22 protein-coding genes are annotated in these 17755 nt (G+C 64.8%); 15 read left to right on the forward strand and 7 right to left on the reverse strand.

Going from position 1 to position 17755, the window contains the following annotated elements; all coding sequences use genetic code 11:
• Positions 1-52 precede the first annotated feature (52 nt).
• The 3 genes from LB532_RS05695 (at position 53) to LB532_RS05705 (ending at position 2453) form a co-directional block, all read left to right on the forward strand.
• Positions 53-1252, forward strand: a complete 1200-nt coding sequence (locus LB532_RS05695; RefSeq protein WP_181169487.1) for a PLP-dependent aminotransferase family protein — start codon at positions 53-55, stop codon at positions 1250-1252.
• A gap of 110 nt (positions 1253-1362) precedes the next feature.
• Positions 1363-1743, forward strand: a complete 381-nt coding sequence (locus tag LB532_RS05700; protein ID WP_140623006.1) for an ester cyclase — start codon at positions 1363-1365, stop codon at positions 1741-1743.
• 161 nt (positions 1744-1904) lie between these two features.
• Positions 1905-2453, forward strand: coding sequence for a YbhB/YbcL family Raf kinase inhibitor-like protein (locus LB532_RS05705; protein WP_140642872.1), 549 nt, complete (start codon positions 1905-1907; stop codon positions 2451-2453).
• A 135-nt stretch (positions 2454-2588) separates the two neighbouring features.
• Here LB532_RS05705 and LB532_RS05710 read toward each other — a convergent pair whose 3' ends face one another.
• Entirely contained in the window at positions 2589-3059 is a 471-nt protein-coding gene (locus LB532_RS05710; RefSeq protein WP_140552207.1) for a nucleoside deaminase, read from the reverse strand.
• A gap of 217 nt (positions 3060-3276) precedes the next feature.
• On the opposite strand from LB532_RS05710, the gene LB532_RS05715 reads away from it, so the two are divergent.
• From LB532_RS05715 to LB532_RS05750, 8 genes are all read left to right on the forward strand, one after another.
• On the forward strand, positions 3277-3894 hold the full coding sequence (locus tag LB532_RS05715) for a C39 family peptidase (protein WP_140642874.1): 618 nt from the start codon (positions 3277-3279) through the stop codon (positions 3892-3894).
• Between the two features lie 35 nt (positions 3895-3929).
• Positions 3930-5015 (forward strand): D-alanine--D-alanine ligase family protein, encoded by a 1086-nt coding sequence (locus LB532_RS05720; RefSeq protein WP_140642876.1) that lies wholly within the window; start codon positions 3930-3932, stop codon positions 5013-5015.
• Positions 5016-5088: 73 nt separating this feature from the next.
• The gene (locus tag LB532_RS05725; RefSeq protein WP_140642878.1) at positions 5089-5511 is read left to right on the forward strand and encodes a VOC family protein; all 423 of its coding nucleotides are present in this window, start codon (positions 5089-5091) and stop codon (positions 5509-5511) included.
• Between the two features lie 219 nt (positions 5512-5730).
• Positions 5731-6090 carry an SPW repeat protein gene (locus LB532_RS05730; protein WP_140642879.1) on the forward strand — a complete coding sequence of 120 codons (360 nt, stop codon included), beginning with the start codon at positions 5731-5733 and terminating at the stop codon, positions 6088-6090.
• A gap of 176 nt (positions 6091-6266) precedes the next feature.
• Positions 6267-7643, forward strand: coding sequence for an NfeD family protein (locus LB532_RS05735; RefSeq protein ID WP_140642881.1), 1377 nt, complete (start codon positions 6267-6269; stop codon positions 7641-7643).
• On the forward strand, positions 7640-8404 hold the full coding sequence (locus tag LB532_RS05740; RefSeq protein WP_140642882.1) for a slipin family protein: 765 nt from the start codon (positions 7640-7642) through the stop codon (positions 8402-8404). Before LB532_RS05735 ends, LB532_RS05740 begins: the two co-directional genes overlap by 4 nt.
• Positions 8405-8727: 323 nt before the next feature.
• Positions 8728-9720, forward strand: a complete 993-nt coding sequence (locus LB532_RS05745) for a sterol desaturase family protein (RefSeq protein ID WP_140642884.1) — start codon at positions 8728-8730, stop codon at positions 9718-9720.
• Positions 9717-10868 (forward strand): GNAT family N-acetyltransferase, encoded by a 1152-nt coding sequence (locus LB532_RS05750; RefSeq protein WP_140642886.1) that lies wholly within the window; start codon positions 9717-9719, stop codon positions 10866-10868. Before LB532_RS05745 ends, LB532_RS05750 begins: the two co-directional genes overlap by 4 nt.
• Positions 10869-10940: 72 nt before the next feature.
• On the opposite strand, the gene LB532_RS05755 is transcribed toward LB532_RS05750, so the two are convergent.
• Complete coding sequence (locus tag LB532_RS05755; RefSeq protein ID WP_140642888.1) at positions 10941-11948, reverse strand: aldo/keto reductase; 1008 nt, start codon at positions 11946-11948, stop codon at positions 10941-10943.
• Positions 11949-12073: 125 nt separating this feature from the next.
• Entirely contained in the window at positions 12074-12349 is a 276-nt protein-coding gene (locus tag LB532_RS05760) for a hypothetical protein (RefSeq protein ID WP_224556440.1), read from the reverse strand.
• A 268-nt stretch (positions 12350-12617) separates the two neighbouring features.
• Here LB532_RS05760 and LB532_RS05765 point away from each other — a divergent pair, with 268 nt between their 5' ends.
• Positions 12618-12863 carry a hypothetical protein gene (locus LB532_RS05765; protein ID WP_140642890.1) on the forward strand — a complete coding sequence of 82 codons (246 nt, stop codon included), beginning with the start codon at positions 12618-12620 and terminating at the stop codon, positions 12861-12863.
• Positions 12864-13142: 279 nt separating this feature from the next.
• Positions 13143-14207, forward strand: coding sequence for a sensor histidine kinase (locus LB532_RS05770; protein WP_140642891.1), 1065 nt, complete (start codon positions 13143-13145; stop codon positions 14205-14207).
• A 47-nt stretch (positions 14208-14254) separates the two neighbouring features.
• On the opposite strand, the gene LB532_RS05775 is transcribed toward LB532_RS05770, so the two are convergent.
• Both LB532_RS05775 and LB532_RS05780 read right to left on the reverse strand, forming a co-directional pair.
• Entirely contained in the window at positions 14255-14461 is a 207-nt protein-coding gene (locus LB532_RS05775; protein ID WP_140499995.1) for a hypothetical protein, read from the reverse strand.
• Positions 14462-14571: 110 nt separating this feature from the next.
• Entirely contained in the window at positions 14572-14862 is a 291-nt protein-coding gene (locus tag LB532_RS05780; RefSeq protein WP_140521515.1) for a hypothetical protein, read from the reverse strand.
• Positions 14863-15089: 227 nt separating this feature from the next.
• On the opposite strand from LB532_RS05780, the gene LB532_RS05785 reads away from it, so the two are divergent.
• On the forward strand, positions 15090-15242 hold the full coding sequence (locus LB532_RS05785; protein WP_181169477.1) for a hypothetical protein: 153 nt from the start codon (positions 15090-15092) through the stop codon (positions 15240-15242).
• Positions 15243-15270: 28 nt separating this feature from the next.
• Here LB532_RS05785 and LB532_RS05790 read toward each other — a convergent pair whose 3' ends face one another.
• Both LB532_RS05790 and LB532_RS05795 read right to left on the reverse strand, forming a co-directional pair.
• Positions 15271-15585 carry a plasmid stabilization protein gene (locus tag LB532_RS05790; RefSeq protein ID WP_140515975.1) on the reverse strand — a complete coding sequence of 105 codons (315 nt, stop codon included), beginning with the start codon at positions 15583-15585 and terminating at the stop codon, positions 15271-15273.
• A gap of 75 nt (positions 15586-15660) precedes the next feature.
• Positions 15661-16569, reverse strand: coding sequence for an alpha/beta fold hydrolase (locus LB532_RS05795; RefSeq protein WP_224556441.1), 909 nt, complete (start codon positions 16567-16569; stop codon positions 15661-15663).
• 193 nt (positions 16570-16762) lie between these two features.
• On the opposite strand from LB532_RS05795, the gene LB532_RS05800 reads away from it, so the two are divergent.
• Positions 16763-17740 carry an SDR family oxidoreductase gene (locus LB532_RS05800; protein WP_140642894.1) on the forward strand — a complete coding sequence of 326 codons (978 nt, stop codon included), beginning with the start codon at positions 16763-16765 and terminating at the stop codon, positions 17738-17740.
• Positions 17741-17755: the final 15 nt, after the last annotated feature.

A 17755-nucleotide genomic window follows, 5' to 3' on the forward strand; every position in this document is an offset into this window, starting at 1 on the left:
CAGCTAAGTTGACCTATATTTCGATGCGTCCGGGGAGGCGTGCTTGACCCTTATGAACCTGTTGGCGTCGCGTTCGTCACGTATGAAGGCCTCGGAAATCCGCGAGCTCCTGAAGCTGCTCGACCAGCCGGACATCATCTCCTTCGCCGGCGGCATTCCCGATCCGGCGCTGTTTCCGGCCGAGGCGATCCGCGACGCCTATGCCGACGTGCTCGGCGGCGGCGAGGCGGGGGCCGCGCTTCAGTACCAGGTGAGCGAGGGCTATCTGCCGCTGCGGCGGTGGATTGCCGGGCAGATGGGCAAGCTCGGCGTCGCCTGCGAGGAAGCCAACATCTTCATCACTTCGGGCTCGCAGCAGGCGCTCGACTATGTCGGCAAGCTGCTGCTGTCGCCCGGCGACACGGCGCTTGTGACATGGCCGACCTATCTCGGTGCGCTGCAGGCCTTCAACGCCTATGAACCGCGCTACGACCGGCTGCGGCCGGAAGGCGGCAACATGACGCCGGATGCCTATCGCGCGGCGGCGGCGGCGAATGGCGGCCGGGTCAAGTTCACCTATCTGGTGCCGGATTTCGCCAACCCGACCGGCAACACGCTGGACAGGCAGCAGCGCGAGGCGGTGCTCGATCTTGCCGGCGAGCTCGACATCGCAATCGTCGAGGACGCCGCCTACCGGGCGCTGCGCTATGATGGCGAAAGCGTGCCACCGATCCTGGCGCTCGACTGCGCGCGCTCCGGCGGCATCGACAAGGCGCGCACGCTCTATTGCGGCTCGTTCTCGAAGATCCTGTCGCCGGGCATGCGCGTCGGCTGGGTCTGCGCGCCGCGTCATGTCGTGGAGAAGCTGGTGCTGATGAAGCAGGCTTCCGACCTGCACAGCCCGTCGATCAACCAGATGGTGATGCACCGGGCGGCCGAAGCGGTGTTCGAGGCCCAGGTCGAAAAACTGATCGGCGCCTATCGCGAACGCCGCGACGGTTTGCTCGGCGCCCTCGAAGCCCATATGCCCGAGGGCGTGGCGTGGAGCCGCCCGGAAGGCGGCATGTTCGTCTGGGTGACGTTGCCCGAAGGCGCTGACGCCACCGCGCTCCTGGCGCGCTCGGTGAAGGAGGCGCGTGTCGCCTTCGTGCCCGGCAGCGCCTTCTTCGCCGATGGCACCGGGCGCAACACGCTGCGGCTGTCCTTCACGCTCGCCGACCGGCGCGCGGTGAGCGAGGGGATCCCGCGGCTGGCGGCGCTGCTCAAGACTTAAGGCGCCGGCCAGACGACGGTGCATCGCCCTAGCGGCGATCAAACCCGGGTTGTCCTGACGTGTCGCGGGTGCAAAATGGCCTTGTGTCCACGAACGCGGGTTCATGCGCCATGACCGACCTTTCCGGTATCTACCGCGACTACATTGCCTGCCTCAACCGGCAGGACTGGCCGAACCTCGGGCAGTTCGTCGACGACGACGTGTCCCACAATGGCAGGCGGATCGGTCTCTCCGGCTACCGCGCGATGCTGGAGAAGGATTTCGACGACATTCCGGATCTTCGTTTCGACATCCGGCTGCTGGTCTGCGATCCGCCTCATGTCGCGAGCAGGTTGATGTTCGACTGCACGCCCAGGGGAAATTTCCTCGGGCTTGCCGTAGACGGCAGGAAAGTGTCCTTCGCCGAGAACGTCTTCTATGAGTTTCGCGGCCCGAAGATCCGGCTCGTGTGGTCCATCATCGACAAGGCCGCCATCGAAGCCCAGCTTTGAAACACGAATCTCTCCTGGCGCGCTCGGTAAAGGAAGCGTCCGTCCCCTTCGTGCCCGGCAGCGCATTCCAGCGATTCCCACCAACAGTTCGCACCATTGCCCAATTTCGGGCCGCTTTTCGGCTAAACTCGTCGGCATCTTGGCTGGAAGTGGAGGAAGCCATGAGCTTGCGCCTCGGTTTCGCCGTGCTGGTGCTGTTCGGCCTCGCCAATCAGGCGGCTGCTTTCGAGATTTCAAGCCCGTCGGTTTCCAACGGCAAATGGGCCGAAAAATATCTCGGCGACAAGGCCGGCGGCTGCAGCGGGCAAAGCGTATCGATCGCCTTGAGATGGAAGGACCCGCCGGTCGGCACCAAGAGCTACGCGCTCACCATGTTCGACCCCGACGCCGGCGGCGGCAAGGGTTTCTGGCACTGGCTGGCCTGGAACATCCCGGCAAGCGCGAAGGGCTTGGCCGAAGGGGCGGGCTCGAAGCGCGGCAAAGGCTTGCCCAAGGGTACGGTGCTCGGCAAGGGCGGCATCGGCCGCGCAGGCTATTTCGGGCCATGCCCGCCGCCCGGCAGCGGCACGCATCACTATGTCTTCACGCTCTATGCGCTCGGCGCGCCGAAGTTGCGCGCGCCGGAAAATCCCTCTCCGGAAATGGTGGCAGTGGCCGCGAAGAGCCAGGCGCTCGGCGAGGCCAGCGTGACGTACACCTACGGGAGGTAGGCAAGACCGGTTCAGGCAATCGCCGTGACCCACCAGTGTATTGACAGCGCTGTTGGCAAACACATTCCAAGAGATCGTTTGAATTCCGTTCCGGTGGCCATCTGGCGGCTTGCGCGCGTAGTCTCGGCCGGCGCGTCAGCGCGTCCAGAAATCGCGGTGCGGCGCGATCAGCTCGTCCTCGATCTCGGGGAAGGGGCCAAAGACCTCGATCTTCTTCTGGCCCGAGGCGAGGACTGTGCGCGAGGGCAGGCTCATCGTCGGATTCTCGGCGTGATCGCCGGTGAGTGCCAGGAGCTTCGTCTCCTCGAACCCGTAGACCAGGCGGCCAATATTGGCCCAGTAGAGCGTTCCGGCGCACATCGCACAGGGTTCGCCGGTCGAGACCAGCGTGCAGGACCAGAGGAAATCCGGCTCGTAGGCAGCCGCCGCGCGCCGGGCGAGTTCCGTCTCGGCATGGCGCACCGTGTCGAGGTTTCCCTGGCGCATAAGGACGCGATCGTCCGGCCCGACCAGCACACAGCCGAACGGATGATGGCCGTGCGCAGCCGCCTCGCGAGCGACGGCGTCGGCGGCGCGGAGGTGGGCGAGCATCTGGTCGCGGGTCATTGCGCAATCCTAACACGATGGGCGAGGAGACGAATCGCACCCGACGACCGGCTTCGTAGGGCTGAGAGTGCGCCGATCGGCGGGCATTGGCAAGCTTCGCCCGGCGGGCAAAACCCGAGCGCGGACCATCACCTGATCAGGCGAATGAGGTTTGAAGCACTGTTCTCCGCTCTCGTATCCCTGTATACGAAATTGAAATGGTCTGTTTGAGGAATCGATGAGTCCACCGCCAGAGACCGTGCCGTTTTTCAGCCAGTGGGAGACGCCCGACATGACCTTGGCCGTGCTTGCCGATGGTGCCGAGGTGGCGCTGCGGCGCGATGCGCTGTGGGAGAATTCGGGCGCGCGCACACTCGACGAATACGCGCTGTGGGCCACCAATATCTGCGGCATGGCATGCCTCAAGATGATCCTGGCGGCGCGCGGCCAGATCGTGCCGACCATCGAACTGGCCAGGCGCTGCACCGGATATGGCGGCTATGTCGTCACCGAGGAATCGATCAAGGGCCTGATCTACGCCCCGTTCGTCAGCTTCGTGAAAGCGGAATTCGGCCTCGAGGCAGAGGTGATGACCAGTGTCGCGACATCGGATATTCCGACGATCCTCAGGCGGTCGCGCTTCTTCACCGCCTCGGTCAGCAGCTTGATCCGCTGGCCCGAGCGCGAGCCCCCGTCCAAGGGCGGCCATCTGGTGCTGGTCATGTCGGCATCGGACGAGGGTTTTCGCTTTCACAATCCGTCCGGCCATACCGGCGCCACACAGGCAAATGCAGTGTTGGCGCCGGCCGATTTCGACCGCTTCTTTGCCAATCGCGGCATTGCCGTCAGCATTTGATCTCGAGGGATTTCGATGAAGGACAAGGCTTTTCAATGAAGAACAAGATTAAGGTCGCCGTCCTCTATGGCGGACGATCGGCCGAGCATGACGTGTCGCGCCTTTCAGCCGCCAACGTGCTGAAGGCCATCGACCGGACGCGCTATGAGGTGGTGCCGATCGCCATTTCCAGGGACGGTCGATGGCTGCTGCAATCTTCATCCGAAGCCGGCGACGACAGAGCCGGGGCGCCGGTGTCTGAGGACGGCGTGGAGGTCGCATTGTTGCCCGGTGGCAGAGGCAGGCTGGTGGCCGCACCGGGCGGCGGAGCAGAGCGCGACCTGCCACCGGTCGACGTCGTCTTTCCCGTGCTGCACGGTCCTTTCGGGGAGGACGGCTCGGTGCAGGGCTATGCCGAGGTCGCCGACGTCGCCTATGTCGGCTGCGGCATTCTCGCCTCGGCCGCCGCCATGGACAAGGATGTCGCCAAGCGGCTGCTGCGCGAGGCCGGGCTGCCGGTTGCCCGTTCCGTCACCGTGCATCGAAACGATGTCGGGCCGTTCCAGGAGATTGCCGGCGCGCTCGGCCTGCCTTTCTTCGCCAAGCCGGCGCGCCAGGGCTCGTCCTTCGGCGTCAGCAAGGTGAACGACCGGGACGGCTTCGAACGGGCCGTCGAGACGGCCTTCCGCTACGACGGCAAGGTCCTGATCGAAGAGTTCGTCGACGGCCGCGAGATCGAATGCTCGGTGCTGGAGCGGGCCGACGGAACGCTGACCGTGTCGCTGCCCGGCGAGATCATCCCGGCCGGCAAGCACGGCTTCTACACCTATGAAGCCAAATATCTCGACGCCGACGGCGCCGTGGTGAACGTGCCCGCCAATGTCCCGTCCGCCGTCGCCGACAAGGCAAGGGAGATGGCCTCGCGGGCTTTCCAGGCGCTGGGCTGCGAGGCGATGGCCCGGGTCGACTTCTTCCTGCGCGCCGACGGTTCGCTGTTGGTCAACGAGGTCAACACGCTGCCCGGCTTCACCGACATCTCGATGTATGCCAAGGCGCTGGCGGCGATCGGCATCGGCTACAGCCAGGTCATCGACGTGCTGATCGAGCACGCACTGGCGCGGCATGCCGCGCGAAAGTCCTGAGGTTCGGCGCGGCATTGACGGCGGATCACGCGAAGCTAGTTAGAGTCGATCCCTTGGCGAGAGGAGAGCTTGCATGGAAGAACTGCATCGCGGCCGGCTTATCGATCATATCCAGCTGGTGGTCAGAGACATCGCCGCCAGCCGCCGCTTTTACGAAGCGGTATTTCGAGTGCTCGACATTCCGATCGGCGGCAGCGCTGCCGATTATTTCTGGGCCGACGAGCTATTCATTTCCACCGCCGACAGCCGCGCGGCTCGGGGAGAGTTGACCGGTCGCCATCACCTGGCATTCCAGGCGAAAGACCGCGCCATGGTCGATGCGTTCTACAAGGCCGGGCTGGACGGCGGCGGCAGGGACAATGGCGGGCCGGGCGAACGCCGGTACCACCCCGGCTACTACGCCGCTTTCCTTCTCGACCCGGACGGCAACAACATCGAAGCGGTGTATCACGGGCCGGCCAACCGCAGTGCCGCCTCGGTGAAGATCACGTTCTAGAATGCGCCGACTAGAATGCGCCGAAGAGGCGGGTGGTTTGCCTTGATGCGGCGGTCCCGGCTTGATCCCGATCCGGTGGAGGGAGCTCGATCGATGCCAAGGCGACCCCGCCGCGGGGCGGGTCTTGAAGGCCATGTGAGGCATAGTTACATCAACCATTAAGCGTGCGTTTGCACGCGAATACAACGCTTTGGCCAAGCTTCATCTATGGAGGTTGTCATGGCAAATACACTCATGGAAGGAAAGAAAGGCCAGGACTGGCTCAATCTGGTCCTTGCCGTCTGCCTGTTCATCTCACCCTGGATAATCGGCTTCGCTGCTGAAACCGCTCCCGCATGGAACGCCTGGATTGTCGGCGTCGTGCTGGGCGCGGTGGCCGTGGCGGCGCTTGCCGCCTTCGCCGAGTGGGAGGAATGGGTAGGTGTCGTTCTCGGCCTCTGGCTCGTCGTGTCGCCCTGGCTGCTCGGCTTCATGGCGAACACGCATGCGATGGCCACCCACGTCATTCTCGGCGTGCTGGTGGTTGCCGTATCGGGTTGGGCCGTCTGGGACGTCCGTCACCCGCACGCACATGCGTGACCGCTGACCAAGGATGGGGCCGGCGCGCGAGCGGGGCCCCTCCGGCTTCGAAAGTCTGCCCCATTGCGTTTGCCGCTGGCTGCGAAGAGCCGGGTCGCGGGCTTGCAATCTGAGACCGGGCCATGGATTTCGGCGGATCGAACGCCATATCCTGCGTTATCCAGGGAGTTTTGAACGTGACCCTCGCGCGGATGGCGGTTCTGGCAGTGGCCTTGATGGCCGCCGCGGCCGCCAGTCACTCTTCCGTGGCCGCGGAGGCTATGGAGAAGGTCGCGTTGCGCATCGTGATCGAGGGCGCCATCGGCCCGGCGAGCGCCAGGCAGCTCAATGAAGCGCTGGCGAAAGCCGCCGAACGGCACGCCGAAGCCGTTGTCCTCGAGATCGATACACCGGGCGGGCTGGTCACCTCGATGCGTGAGATGATCGCCGATATCCTTGCCTCGCCGGTTCCCGTCATCGGCTATGTCGCGCCCGCCGGCGCGCATGCGGCAAGTGCCGGAACCTATATCCTTTATGCCACCCATGTCGCGGCGATGGCCCCCGGCACCAATCTGGGCGCCGCAACGCCGGTCGAGCTTGGCGGGCTGCCGTCCGTTCCCGGTGGCGGCGACCAGAAGGACAAGGGCGACCAGAAGAATGCCGCCGCGCCTCCGGCGGGCGACGCGATGATGACCAAGGTCACGAACGACGCGGTCGCCTTGATCCGGTCGCTCGCCGAACTGCGCGGGCGCAATGCCGACTGGGGTGAAAAGGCCGTGCGCGAGGCGGCCAGCCTTTCCGCCAACGCAGCACTTCAGGCGCATGTAGTGGACCTCGTCGCCCGCGACACGGCCGAACTGCTCCAGCTTGCCGACGGCCGCACGGTCGAGGTGGCCGGCAAGCAACAGGTGCTGGCGACCAAGGGCGTGGCGGTCGAGACGCTCGATCCCGGCTGGCTGATCCGGCTTCTCTCTGTCATCACCGATCCCAACATCGCCGTCGTCCTGATGCTGGCCGGCGTCTACGGCCTCGTCTTCGAATTCACCAGCCCAGGCGCCGTGGCGCCCGGCGTGATCGGCACCATCTGCCTGCTGCTCGGGCTCTATGCCCTCAATTTGCTGCCGATCAGCTATGCCGGCCTCGCCCTGATGCTGCTTGGCATCGCCTTCCTCGTCATCGAGGCCTTCAACCCGACCGTGGTGCTCGGGCTCGGAGGCGTCGCCGCCTTCCTGCTCGGCGCCGCCATGCTGCTCAAGGTCGAGGGCCCCGGCTTCGAGATGTCGTGGGCGCTCATCGGCACCGCCGCGGCGCTGACGCTTGGCCTGGCGCTGCTGGCCGGCAGCTATCTGTGGACGGCGCGCAAGAGCCTGCCGCGAGTCGGCGCGCAGGCCATGCACGGGCTGCCGGCCAGGATCCTCGACTGGTCGGGCAGCGAGGGCCATGTGCTCGCGCAGGGCGAGCGCTGGCGGGCGAAAGCCGACGAACCGCTCGCCCCCGGCGACAGCGTCGAGGTGGCCGATGTCAGGGATCTCGTGCTGACGGTCCGGCGCAGGAACAATGGAGCAAGGCAATGATCATCGGTTACGTCGCCTATCTGGTGCTCGCCCTCATCGTGCTGGTCTTCCTGTCCTCCGCCATTCGCATCCTGCGGGAATATGAGCGCGGCGTGGTCTTCACGCTCGGCCGCTTCACCGGGGTGAAGGGCCCCGGCCTCATCCTTCTCGTCCCCTTCGTCCAGCAGATGGTGCGGGTCGACCTGCGCGTGGTGGTCCAGGACGTGCCGCCGCAGGACGTGATCTCGCGCGACAATGTCTCGGTGAAGGTGAACGCGGTGCTGTATTTCCGCATCGTCGACGCCGAGCGGGCCGTCATCCAGGTCGAGGACTTCATGGCCGCGACAAACCAGCTGGCGCAGACCACGTTGCGCTCGGTTCTCGGCAAGCACGAACTCGACGAGATGCTGGCCGAGCGCGACAAGTTGAACAGCGACATCCAGGAGATTCTGGACCAGCGGACCGACGCATGGGGCATCAAGGTGTCCAATGTCGAGATCAAGCATGTCGACCTCAACGAGAACATGGTCCGCGCCATCGCCAAGCAGGCCGAGGCTGAAAGGCTGCGGCGCGCGAAGGTGATCAATGCCGATGGCGAGCAGCAGGCGGCGGCAAAGCTGGTCGAGGCCGGCAAGATGCTGGCGCAGGAGCCGCAGGCCATGCAACTGCGCTATTTCGAGGCGCTGCACGACATCGCCGGCGAGCGCTCGTCGACGGTGGTGTTTCCGCTGCCGATGGACCTGCTCACGATCTTCAACAAGCAGCCGGGCGCCGCGAAATAAGCCTGGTTGGGGGCGTGTCAGTCCGGCACGGTTTCGAGCCGGAACTGGCACGATCACCCCGCGATTCCCCGAAGTTGCGATCTCCACGCCAGGCGCGCTGCCGGTCCTTTGCTGTCAATTTTAGGAGTTTTATTCAGAATTCGGCAATATATAGCAGGCTTTTTAGCGGATTCATTGTTTTTAATCAGCTTAAGCTTTCGCTATGAATTCTCGACTAGGGTGAAGGCGAAACAATCGAGAGCCTGACGGCGTGCCGGCTTGCCCGGCCTGTCAGGTAATCGCTTCCTACAAGTCAAGCTTCGGTTGCATAAATGAGTGGACCCATGTCGATTGCCGGCATCATCGAAAGGATCCTGGACAAGTTGTCCGGCTCCAGCCTGCTTGCGGCCGGCCTTCTGCTGCTGACCGCGCTGGGAAGCGCCCTGATCGCCTATTGGCGGACGGCGGAGCGCAAGAGCTTCAGGGAATTCTTCGATTTCGTCTTCCCCAACGAGATCGTCACGCATCCCTCGGCGCGGGCGGACTTGCTTTTCTGGATCACCCGCAAGGCGATTATGCCCTTCCTGATGCTGCCCGCGGGCGTGACCTTCGTCGTGGGCGTCGGTTACGCGACGAATCGGACGCTGGCGGCACTCCTCCAAATCGAGCCGCCGCTGCTGCCGGGACCGCCGGGAGCGGTGACGATCGTCATCTTCACGGTGACGATGCTGATCGCCTACGACATATCCTATTACCTCTACCACGTGGCCCAGCACCGCTTCCCGTTCCTGTGGGAACTGCACAAGGTGCATCACTCGGCGGAGGTGATGGTCGGGATCACCAAGGACAGGGTTCATCCGCTCGACGAGCTCATGAACCGCGCCTGGGACGGCGTTATACCCGGGATCTGCTTCGGCATCTGGACCCTTTTGTCGCTTAACCTCGTCGAAGTGACGATCTTCGGCGTCAACGTCTACGTAATGCGCAATATCCTGATGATGGATTTCGTCAGGCACACCCATTTCAAGATATCGTTCGGGCCGCTCAACAACATCGTCTTGTGCCCGCATTGGCACCAGCTGCACCACAGCGTCGATCCAAGGCACTACGACAAGAATTTCGGCTTGCTGTTCTCGTTCTGGGACCGGCTGTTCGGAACATTGTGCGTGCCGAAGCCCGATGAGGATTTCAGGTTCGGATTGATGGAACGCGGCGCGCGCGACTATCAATCGCTGTCCGGGCTTTACGTGCTGCCGCTCAAGAAGATGTGGGGGCACATCGCCCGGCGGTTCCGCCGCCGCGCTTCGTCCGAGCCGACACGGAGCCCGCAGCCATGAACGCTCATGCCGCGATCGCGGGCTTGAAGTCGGGCGCTTTGGAGATCGTCACCTCCGAGGAGCGCCTCGCGTCGGTCGGGCCGGCCTGGACGGAGCTGTGGCGCCGGGCGGAGGGGCTGATCTTTCAAAGCCACGCCTGGGTCACGGCGTGGTGGCAGACGGCCCCGGACCGGGAGCTGCGCGGTCTCAGGATCGGCCTCATCTGGAACGGTGATCGGATCGACGCCGTCATCCCGCTGGCGACGGTGCGACGCAAGGGCGTCAACGTCCTGGAATGGGCTGCCAAGGACCACAGCGACTATGGCGACGTGCTGGTCGCGCCGGACTGCGATCCGGCGGCGGTCGCGGCGCTATGGCAGGAAATTTCGGCGGCAGGCGGCTTCGATCTCGTCTATCTGAACCGCCTGCTGCCAGACGCCGCGATGCGCACGTTGCTTGCTCCCGCTTCGGCGCCCAAGATGGCGCTCCGCCCGAACCGCCGCAGCGAAACCAGCTTCCGGGTCGCGGGGCCATGGCGCACGGGCGCGGACTGGTTCGGGGAACAAACGAAGAAGATGCGCCAGAATTATCGCCGTGGCCGCAAATTCCTCGAGGAGGGCGGCGAAGTGCGGTTCCGCCTCATGTCGCCGGACGAGCCGATGCAGCCCGTTCTCGACAGGCTCGCCGAGTTCAAGCGCAAATGGCTCGCCGCGCGCGGACACGAATCCAACCTGTTCGATGAGGGGTCGCCGGCCCTGGCCGCGCTGGTCGCCGTGCTGGCCAGGGAAGGGCTCCTGCATGTCTTCGTGCTGGAATGCGCCGGGATGGTGGTGGCGGTCTCGATCAATTTCGTCCAGCGCAACACGATGATGGCCTTCGTCACGACCTACGATCCGGATGTCGAGCGGGCGTCTCCCGGCATGGTGCTGATGATGGACTACATCCAGTGGTCGATCGACAGGGGGCTGACGATGGTCGACTTCCTGTGCGGCGGCGAGGACTTCAAGCGGCGCTTCGCGACCCAGTCGGTGACGCTGGATTCGGTGCTGGGAACAAGGACCTTGCGCGGAACACTTGCCGCGCTGGCGGACCGGACCCTGCACGCCGGCAGGGAGCTGCACCAGCGGTTGCGGCCCGATCCTCGCCAAAAGCCGGCGCCGGTGGAATAGGCCGATTCACCAGCGGCGTGCCAATCGAGATTTGACGCTGCTGGCAGGACGGACCTGCCCGAAACCGGCAGCCTATCGGTCGATCATTACCATGGTGCGGTCGCCGTAGCGCGGGCCGGAGACCTTCCCCGGGGCCAGCGCGTCGTCGAGCGCCGCGATCTCGGCGGCCTCCAGTTTCAGCGACGCCGCGGCGACATTTTCTTCCAGATATTTGATCCGCTTGGTGCCGGGGATCGGCACGATGTCGACACCGAAGACGTTGCCCTTCTCCAGGAGCCAGGCCAGCGCGATCTGCCCTGGCTTGACGCCTTTGGCGACGGCGATGTCGCGGACCTTCGCGGCGGCCTCGACATTGGCGTCGTAGTTCGCGCCCTGGTAACGCGGGTCGCCGCGGCGGTAATCGCCTTCCGGATAGTCCTCGGCGCGCTTGGCGCCGCCGGTCAGGAAGCCTCGGCCGAGCGGTGAGAACGGCACCAGGCCGATGCCGGTTTGCCGCAGCAGGGGAATGATTTCCGGCTCGAGATTGCGCTCCCACAGCGAGTACTCGCTCTGCAGCGCCGAGACCGGAAACACGGCGTGCGCCCGCTGGATGGTGGCGGCTCCCGCCTCCGACAGGCCGAAGAAGCGGACCTTGCCCTGTTTGACCAGCTCGCCGACCGTGCCGGCGACATCCTCGGCCGGCACGGCCGGATCGACACGGTGCTGGTAGAGAAGGTCGATATGGTCGGTGGCGAGCCGCTTCAACGACCCTTCAACCGCCGCCCTGATGGTTTGCGGCCTGCTGTCGCGTTCGGTGCCGACCTGCCGGCCATTTTCGATGCGAAAGCCGAATTTGGTGGCGATGGTCACCTGGTCGCGCTTGCCCCTCAAGGCGCGGCCGAGCAGCGCCTCGTTGGCGTAAGGGCCATACACCTCGGCGGTGTCGAGGAAGGTGCAGCCGAGTTCGATCGCGCGGTGCAGCGTGGCGGTGGATTCGGCTTCGTCGGCCGGGCCGTAGGACTGGCTCATGCCCATGCAGCCGAGGCCGATGGCAGAGACCCGCAGCCCCTGGCTGCCGAGCTTGCGAATGTCGAGCGTCATGGCGTGTTCTCCGGAGGGGATCTCACGAAAGCATATAGGGCGCTCGCTCAATTCCCACAGCCACTGGCGGACCGGGGGCATGGGACATGACGCCGGCGTCTGTGTACGGCGTCGTGGCTCCGACCCTAGGACAGGAGCTCGCCTTGGGACCGGCCGTTGACGGGACCACCCGGCCGTTCCTCGATCACGGCCAGGCCCTCGAATTCGATTGCAGCGCCAAGCATTTGGGCCGCCTGCATGACCAGGTGCTCGACGTCCTCGAGGGCGACGTTCTCGTCGAGGTTCCTGAGCCTGACCTGTTCGGCAACGGTGGTGATCCTGACGATACCCGCCGTCCTGAAAGCTGTATGGACGGCGGATTGAACGTCATCACGCAAGCGCATCGAGTAGTCGTACCGCATGGAAACCTCCTCGGCGAAACCGCTTTGCCCTTCATTGCGCAGCATGCGCCGAATGTTGGTTCCTGGCAAGCGAAATATGGGAAATAGATATATATACCAGTGGGTTAGCGGAATTACACGAAGCAGCGGCCGGCGGTTGAGGCATACTATGAGCGGAATGAGCAGACGGCTTGTCTGGCGGCCTTGACGCTGCATGAGAGCAACACTAGTTGTTAGTTGAACAAGGCAAATACTAATTCAGGCATTGGGGTCTGTGCGAGGAGGTGCGATGGCTGAGCTGGAACGTCCTGAACGCTTGCAGGTCATGCTGACCGCCGACGAACTGGCGGCACTGGAAAACTGGCGCTTCGACAAGCGTATGCCGAGCCGCTCGGCCGCGGTCAGGGAGCTTTTGCGGCGTGGCCTCGCCTCGGACGGGTTCCTGGCGGCGGAGCAGGGCGTCAAGTCCCAGGACTTCGGACTGCTGTCCACCCCAGGCGGCAATGGCAATGTGGGCGACGGCCACTCTGACTGAGGTGTGGTGACATTCAGATATGCCGGCTTGCAAGGACGGGTTCCGCGCTTCCGGCGCCCATCGAATGTCCGCTCCGTTCTGGTTCTCGAAAACCATTTTGTCTGGTCGTTGGCGTTTTCGATGCCGGGCTCGGCCTGATCTGTGGAACCGCCTTCGCCTCGATTATATTAGCCGGCGAGGCGATTTCGATGAAGTTGAAGCAGGCAGGCCGCTTCAAGGTGATTGCCTTGTCCGGCGCACGCGTTATCTAGTGGCGATAGGCTGACACCTGGCGGGGCAATGGCTGACATAGCAAGGAATGAAAAACAGGATGCAACAGCGGATGCGCAGCTGGCGGCGATTGTCGATTCCTCCTTCGACGCCATCATCAGCAAGGACCTGAACAGCATCATCAAGAGCTGGAATCAGGCGGCCGAACGCATGTTCGGTTACAGCGCGGAGGAAGCGTTGGGGCAGTCGATCCTGATGCTCATCCCCGACCACCTCAAGAACGAGGAAACCGAGATCATCGCGAAGGTCCGCCGCGGCGAACGCCTGGCGAGCTATGAGACGACGCGAAAGCGCAAGGACGGCACCTTCATTGCCGTTTCGCTGACGGTGTCGCCGATCAGGAACGCCAGCGGCGACATCGTCGGCGCCTCGAAGATCGCCCGCGACATCAGCGCCAGCAGGGAGAACGAGCGCCGGATCAAGATGCTGATGCGGGAAGTCAACCACCGCGTCAAGAACCAGTTCGCGGTGATCCTGTCGATGGTCAGGGAAACCAGCAAGCGCTCGGAGGACCCGCGCGAGTTCGAGGAGATGATCCGCGCCCGCATCATGGCGCTGTCACGGTCGCACGATCTGCTGGTCACCTCGAACTGGGTGGGAGCCAGCCTGTTCGACCTGGTCCAGGAACATCTCAAACCGTTCGGCCGCGAGGAGCAGATACTGCTTTCGGGACCGCTGCTGACCTTGCAGTCGAATGCGGTGCAGAATCTCGGCATGGCTTTCCATGAGCTTGGCACCAATTCGTCCAAGTATGGAGCGCTCGCCAGCGATTCCGGCCGGGTCGAGGTGACCTGGAGCATGGGCGACGACGCTCTGGCCGAACGCGAATTCCAACTTGTCTGGGAGGAGCGGTCGCCCCCCTATAGCGGCGGCGACGAGCGCGACGACACCACGCGCAAGGGGTTCGGCACCGTTGTCCTGCAAAGGGTGGCGCCGCAGTCGCTCGGCGGGTCCGCCGTGATCGAGCGCTCGCCCGGCTATTTCAGATGGACGCTGCACGCGCCGCTGGCATCGATCATCGTGCCGCAGCACCCTATGGAAGACGCCGGCCAGACGACCGGCTTAGGCATCTGAAAGCTACCGCCGTGGCCAAGGCGCGCCGCATTCGCGGATTAAGGCGACTACAGGATGTTGGCCGTCACCTCGACGATGATCGCAGCCCCTTCTAGCGAGCCGTCGGGCACATGCACGACACGCGAAACGCGCAGGTCCTGGGCGTTTCCGTCGACGGACAGCGAAACGCTCTCGCCGATCCGGGGCACGGCCTGGAACACGGCCTCGATGGATTGAGGCCGGTTGTCGATGGATACGCGGCAGTTGACGGTCATGGGCATCTCCTGTGGCGGCCACCCCACGCGTCAACGCGGCCCCCTCGGATTGGTTTCAGGCAGGGGTGCGGCAATCCCCGAAACAACGATTGCCCGCGCCAACCGACCCGTCAATTCGGGAAATTGTTGACCGGCTCCTCGCAGCGGTAGACCGGACAGTGCCCGTCGCGGGCCGGGATATAGGCCGACATCGGCACTTCGGGCCAATCGCATTCATTGCCGAACTGCCTGACATAGCGGTCATAGGTATTAGGGCCGGTGGTCAGCACGACGGCGCGGTGGCTCTGGATCATGGCGCGGATCTGCGCGCAGCTCATGGCGCGGCTGTCGGGCCGGGCTTCGGCCAGGCCGGTGGCGGCAAGCATGGCGGCCACGGTCGGCAACAGGATTCGAACGGACATGGCGGTCTCTCCAAGGCGTGATCCGCAACGCCGGGCGATTACGCCTGGTTGCGGGATGCCGGGGAGATTCGCATTTTGTCTGGCGGTTGCGCAACAGCCGGCGTGTTCGCTTGCGAGGGACGGCGCGGGCGCGCAACCAAATCGCGCCTCGCGCATTGCTGGGCATGCTCGGCAGGAAGCCTTACCAGACCCCGCGATGGCCGCCCGGGAACAGGGATCGCGAAGCCATGTGCTGTTCGTTCTGCGGCGGCCGCGACCACGGCTACGAGGACTGTCCGCAAAGGCCGCCGTCCGACAATCCGGCCGAGCCCAACTTCGACGATCCGCGGGGCGACGATCTGATCAAGAGCGGCCCGGGCGAGGGCAGGCAAGGCGCATAGGAATTTCGCGATCCGGTCGCCCCGCGCATCAATGGGCGTGCGCTTCGTTGCGCTTGCGGGTCGCGGCTGCCTTCCTGGCCGATGCCGACCGGCTTGCGGCCGAACGCGAGGCAGACGCCTTGCCGCCCTTTTCGCCGCCCTTGTGCGCGGCGGGATGGCCGGTGTGCTTGCCGCGGCCGGAGCCGCCCTCCTTCTTGCCGCCGCCATCATCCTTGTTGACGGTGGCCCAGGCGCGGCGCTCGGCTTCCTTCTCGGACACGCCGCGATGCTCGTAGCCCTCTGCGATGTGGTCTGCCTTGCGCTCCTGCTTGTCGGTGTATTTGGATTTTTCTCCGCGTGGCATGGTTCTGCTCCCGGTTTTCACTCGATGCCCACGCAACTGCGCAGCCAGGATGTGGTTCCAATCCCTTGGCCGTGGTTAACTGTCGGTGGCTTCAGGCCCGGCGAAGAAAGCGGTCAATTCGGCCGCGATTTGCGCGGGTGCTTCCTCGGGGAAGAAATGCCCGCCCTGGACCGCATGGCCGCGCAGATCGTCGGCCCAGCCGCGCCACAAGGCCAGCGGTCCGCCTTCGCCGGCGTACCATTCGGCGAGCGCGCCTTGCCCGCTCCACAGCGCCAGCACCGGGCAAGCGATGCGCCGGCCGGCGGCGCGGTCGGCATGGTCGTGCTCGCGGTCGAGCATCGCGGCCGCCCGGTACTCCTCGCAGATCGCATGGGCATGGGCGGGATCGCGCAGCGCCTCGACATAGGCCTGGCGCACGCCGGCGGAAAACGCCTTTGGCGACGAGCCCCAGCCGCCCAGGGCGTCATCGACGATCGCGTCGGCCGCGCCGGCCAGGAGCTTTTCCGGCAGCGGCTCCGGCTGCGCCAGCAACGACCACGGCCAATAGCCGAGCGCCAGCCTGGCGTCGGCCCGGTCCCAGGCGTCGGCGGTGGGCACGATGTCGAGCACGGCAAGCCTTTCGACGCGGTCGGGATGGTCGAGCGCGAGGCGGTAGGCGACACGCCCGCCGCGATCATGGCCGGCGACCATGAAGCTGGAAAAGCCGAGCTCGGCCATCAGCGCCACCATGTCGCGGGCCATGGCGCGCTTGGCGTAAGGGGCGTGATCGGCGCTCGAGGCCGGGCATGAGCTGGCGCCGTAGCCGCGCAGGTCGGCGCATATGACGGTGAACCGGTCCGCCAGGCGCGGCGCCACGTCGCGCCACATCAGATGTGTCTGCGGAAAGCCGTGCAGCAAAAGGACGGCGGGTTCGTCGCCGGCGCGCCGGGCGAAGATGCGGGCATCCCCGCAGTCGACCTCGAGGGTCTGAAAACCTTCGAACATGATTGCCTCCGGCAGGCGAAACGGCGGGAGGATGCGAGGGTTGCAACGCGCGCCTGCGAAAGCCGCCAACTTTTTCCGCCGACATGCGTTGTCCCTGCGAGCAACGCGTTTGGACCGGAGACATCGCGAACAGTTGTGCGCGTTGCGCGAGAAGGTTCGTGATGTCTCCGGTCCAAACACAGAGGAGATGACCATGCCGACCAGCACCCAGAGCGACAGTTCGAAAGCAACCAGCAAGCAGCGCAGCATCCAGCGCAAGGTCGACGCCAAGGACCGCGCCAAGACCAAACCCAAGGGCGACGGCGCCATGCAGGCCGGCGCGCGAAAATATCCCGTGCCGCCTTTTCCCGCCCAGCATCATGCCAAACCCGGCGAGGAATGGGCGATCGAGCCGGCGCCGTTCTATGATGCGCCGTTCTGGCGCGGTTCGGGAAAGCTGGAGGGCAAGGCGGCGTTGATTACCGGCGGTGATTCCGGCATCGGCCGGGCCGTGGCGGTGCTGTTCGCGCGCGAAGGTGCCGATATCGCCATCGTCTATCTCAGCGAGGACCGCGACGCGGAGGCGACCAAGCAAGCGGTCGAGGCGGAGGGCCGCCGCTGCCTCGTCTTACGCGGCGATGTCGGCAATCGCGCCTTCTGCGCCAAGGCCGTGGCAAGGGTCGTGAAGGAACTGGGGCGGCTGGACATACTGGTCAACAACGCCGCCTTCCAGATCCATTCCACCGATTTCGCCGATCTGACCGAGGAGCATTTCGACACCACGCTGAAGACCAACCTCTACGGCTACTTCCATATGGCGCAAGAGGCGGTGGCGCACATGAAGCCGGGTTCGGCCATCATCAACACCGGTTCGGTCACCGGCATCGAGGGATCGAAGGACCTGGTCGACTACTCCATGACCAAGGGCGGCATCCATGCCTTCACCCGGGCGCTGTCGGGCAACCTCGTCGGCAAGGGCATCCGCGTCAACGCCGTGGCGCCGGGGCCTGTGTGGACGCCGCTCAATCCGTCGGAGAAGGAGGCGCAGGACGTGTCGCAGTTCGGCGCCAAGACGCCGATGAAGCGGCCCGCCCAGCCGGAGGAAATCGCGCCGGCCTATGTGTTCCTGGCCTCGCCGCAATGCTCCAGCTACATCACCGGCGAAATCCTGCCGATCGTCGGCGGCTATTGAGGCAAGCCTATCAAG

Source organism: Mesorhizobium sp. ESP-6-2 (assembly GCF_020164675.1).
In the GTDB taxonomy this organism is placed as follows: Bacteria; Pseudomonadota; Alphaproteobacteria; order Rhizobiales; family Rhizobiaceae; genus Mesorhizobium.

Excerpts from the sequence above, each read along its gene's own strand:
- LB532_RS05700 (WP_140623006.1), top strand. The coding sequence starts at position 1,363 with ATGACCGACCTTTCCGGTATCTACCGCGACTACATTGCCTGCCTCAAC.
- LB532_RS05695 (WP_181169487.1), top strand. The coding sequence starts at position 53 with ATGAACCTGTTGGCGTCGCGTTCGTCACGTATGAAGGCCTCGGAAATC.
- LB532_RS05730 (WP_140642879.1), top strand. The coding sequence starts at position 5,731 with ATGGCAAATACACTCATGGAAGGAAAGAAAGGCCAGGACTGGCTCAAT.
- LB532_RS05750 (WP_140642886.1), top strand. The coding sequence starts at position 9,717 with ATGAACGCTCATGCCGCGATCGCGGGCTTGAAGTCGGGCGCTTTGGAG.
- LB532_RS05790 (WP_140515975.1), bottom strand. The coding sequence starts at position 15,585 with ATGCCACGCGGAGAAAAATCCAAATACACCGACAAGCAGGAGCGCAAG.
- LB532_RS05800 (WP_140642894.1), top strand. The coding sequence starts at position 16,763 with ATGCCGACCAGCACCCAGAGCGACAGTTCGAAAGCAACCAGCAAGCAG.
- LB532_RS05765 (WP_140642890.1), top strand. The coding sequence starts at position 12,618 with ATGGCTGAGCTGGAACGTCCTGAACGCTTGCAGGTCATGCTGACCGCC.
- LB532_RS05780 (WP_140521515.1), bottom strand. The coding sequence starts at position 14,862 with ATGTCCGTTCGAATCCTGTTGCCGACCGTGGCCGCCATGCTTGCCGCC.
- LB532_RS05705 (WP_140642872.1), top strand. The coding sequence starts at position 1,905 with ATGAGCTTGCGCCTCGGTTTCGCCGTGCTGGTGCTGTTCGGCCTCGCC.
- LB532_RS05720 (WP_140642876.1), top strand. The coding sequence starts at position 3,930 with ATGAAGAACAAGATTAAGGTCGCCGTCCTCTATGGCGGACGATCGGCC.
- LB532_RS05795 (WP_224556441.1), bottom strand. The coding sequence starts at position 16,569 with ATGTTCGAAGGTTTTCAGACCCTCGAGGTCGACTGCGGGGATGCCCGC.
- LB532_RS05785 (WP_181169477.1), top strand. The coding sequence starts at position 15,090 with ATGTGCTGTTCGTTCTGCGGCGGCCGCGACCACGGCTACGAGGACTGT.
- LB532_RS05740 (WP_140642882.1), top strand. The coding sequence starts at position 7,640 with ATGATCATCGGTTACGTCGCCTATCTGGTGCTCGCCCTCATCGTGCTG.
- LB532_RS05710 (WP_140552207.1), bottom strand. The coding sequence starts at position 3,059 with ATGACCCGCGACCAGATGCTCGCCCACCTCCGCGCCGCCGACGCCGTC.
- LB532_RS05770 (WP_140642891.1), top strand. The coding sequence starts at position 13,143 with ATGGCTGACATAGCAAGGAATGAAAAACAGGATGCAACAGCGGATGCG.
- LB532_RS05755 (WP_140642888.1), bottom strand. The coding sequence starts at position 11,948 with ATGACGCTCGACATTCGCAAGCTCGGCAGCCAGGGGCTGCGGGTCTCT.
- LB532_RS05775 (WP_140499995.1), bottom strand. The coding sequence starts at position 14,461 with ATGACCGTCAACTGCCGCGTATCCATCGACAACCGGCCTCAATCCATC.
- LB532_RS05745 (WP_140642884.1), top strand. The coding sequence starts at position 8,728 with ATGTCGATTGCCGGCATCATCGAAAGGATCCTGGACAAGTTGTCCGGC.
- LB532_RS05715 (WP_140642874.1), top strand. The coding sequence starts at position 3,277 with ATGAGTCCACCGCCAGAGACCGTGCCGTTTTTCAGCCAGTGGGAGACG.
- LB532_RS05725 (WP_140642878.1), top strand. The coding sequence starts at position 5,089 with ATGGAAGAACTGCATCGCGGCCGGCTTATCGATCATATCCAGCTGGTG.
- LB532_RS05760 (WP_224556440.1), bottom strand. The coding sequence starts at position 12,349 with ATGCGGTACGACTACTCGATGCGCTTGCGTGATGACGTTCAATCCGCC.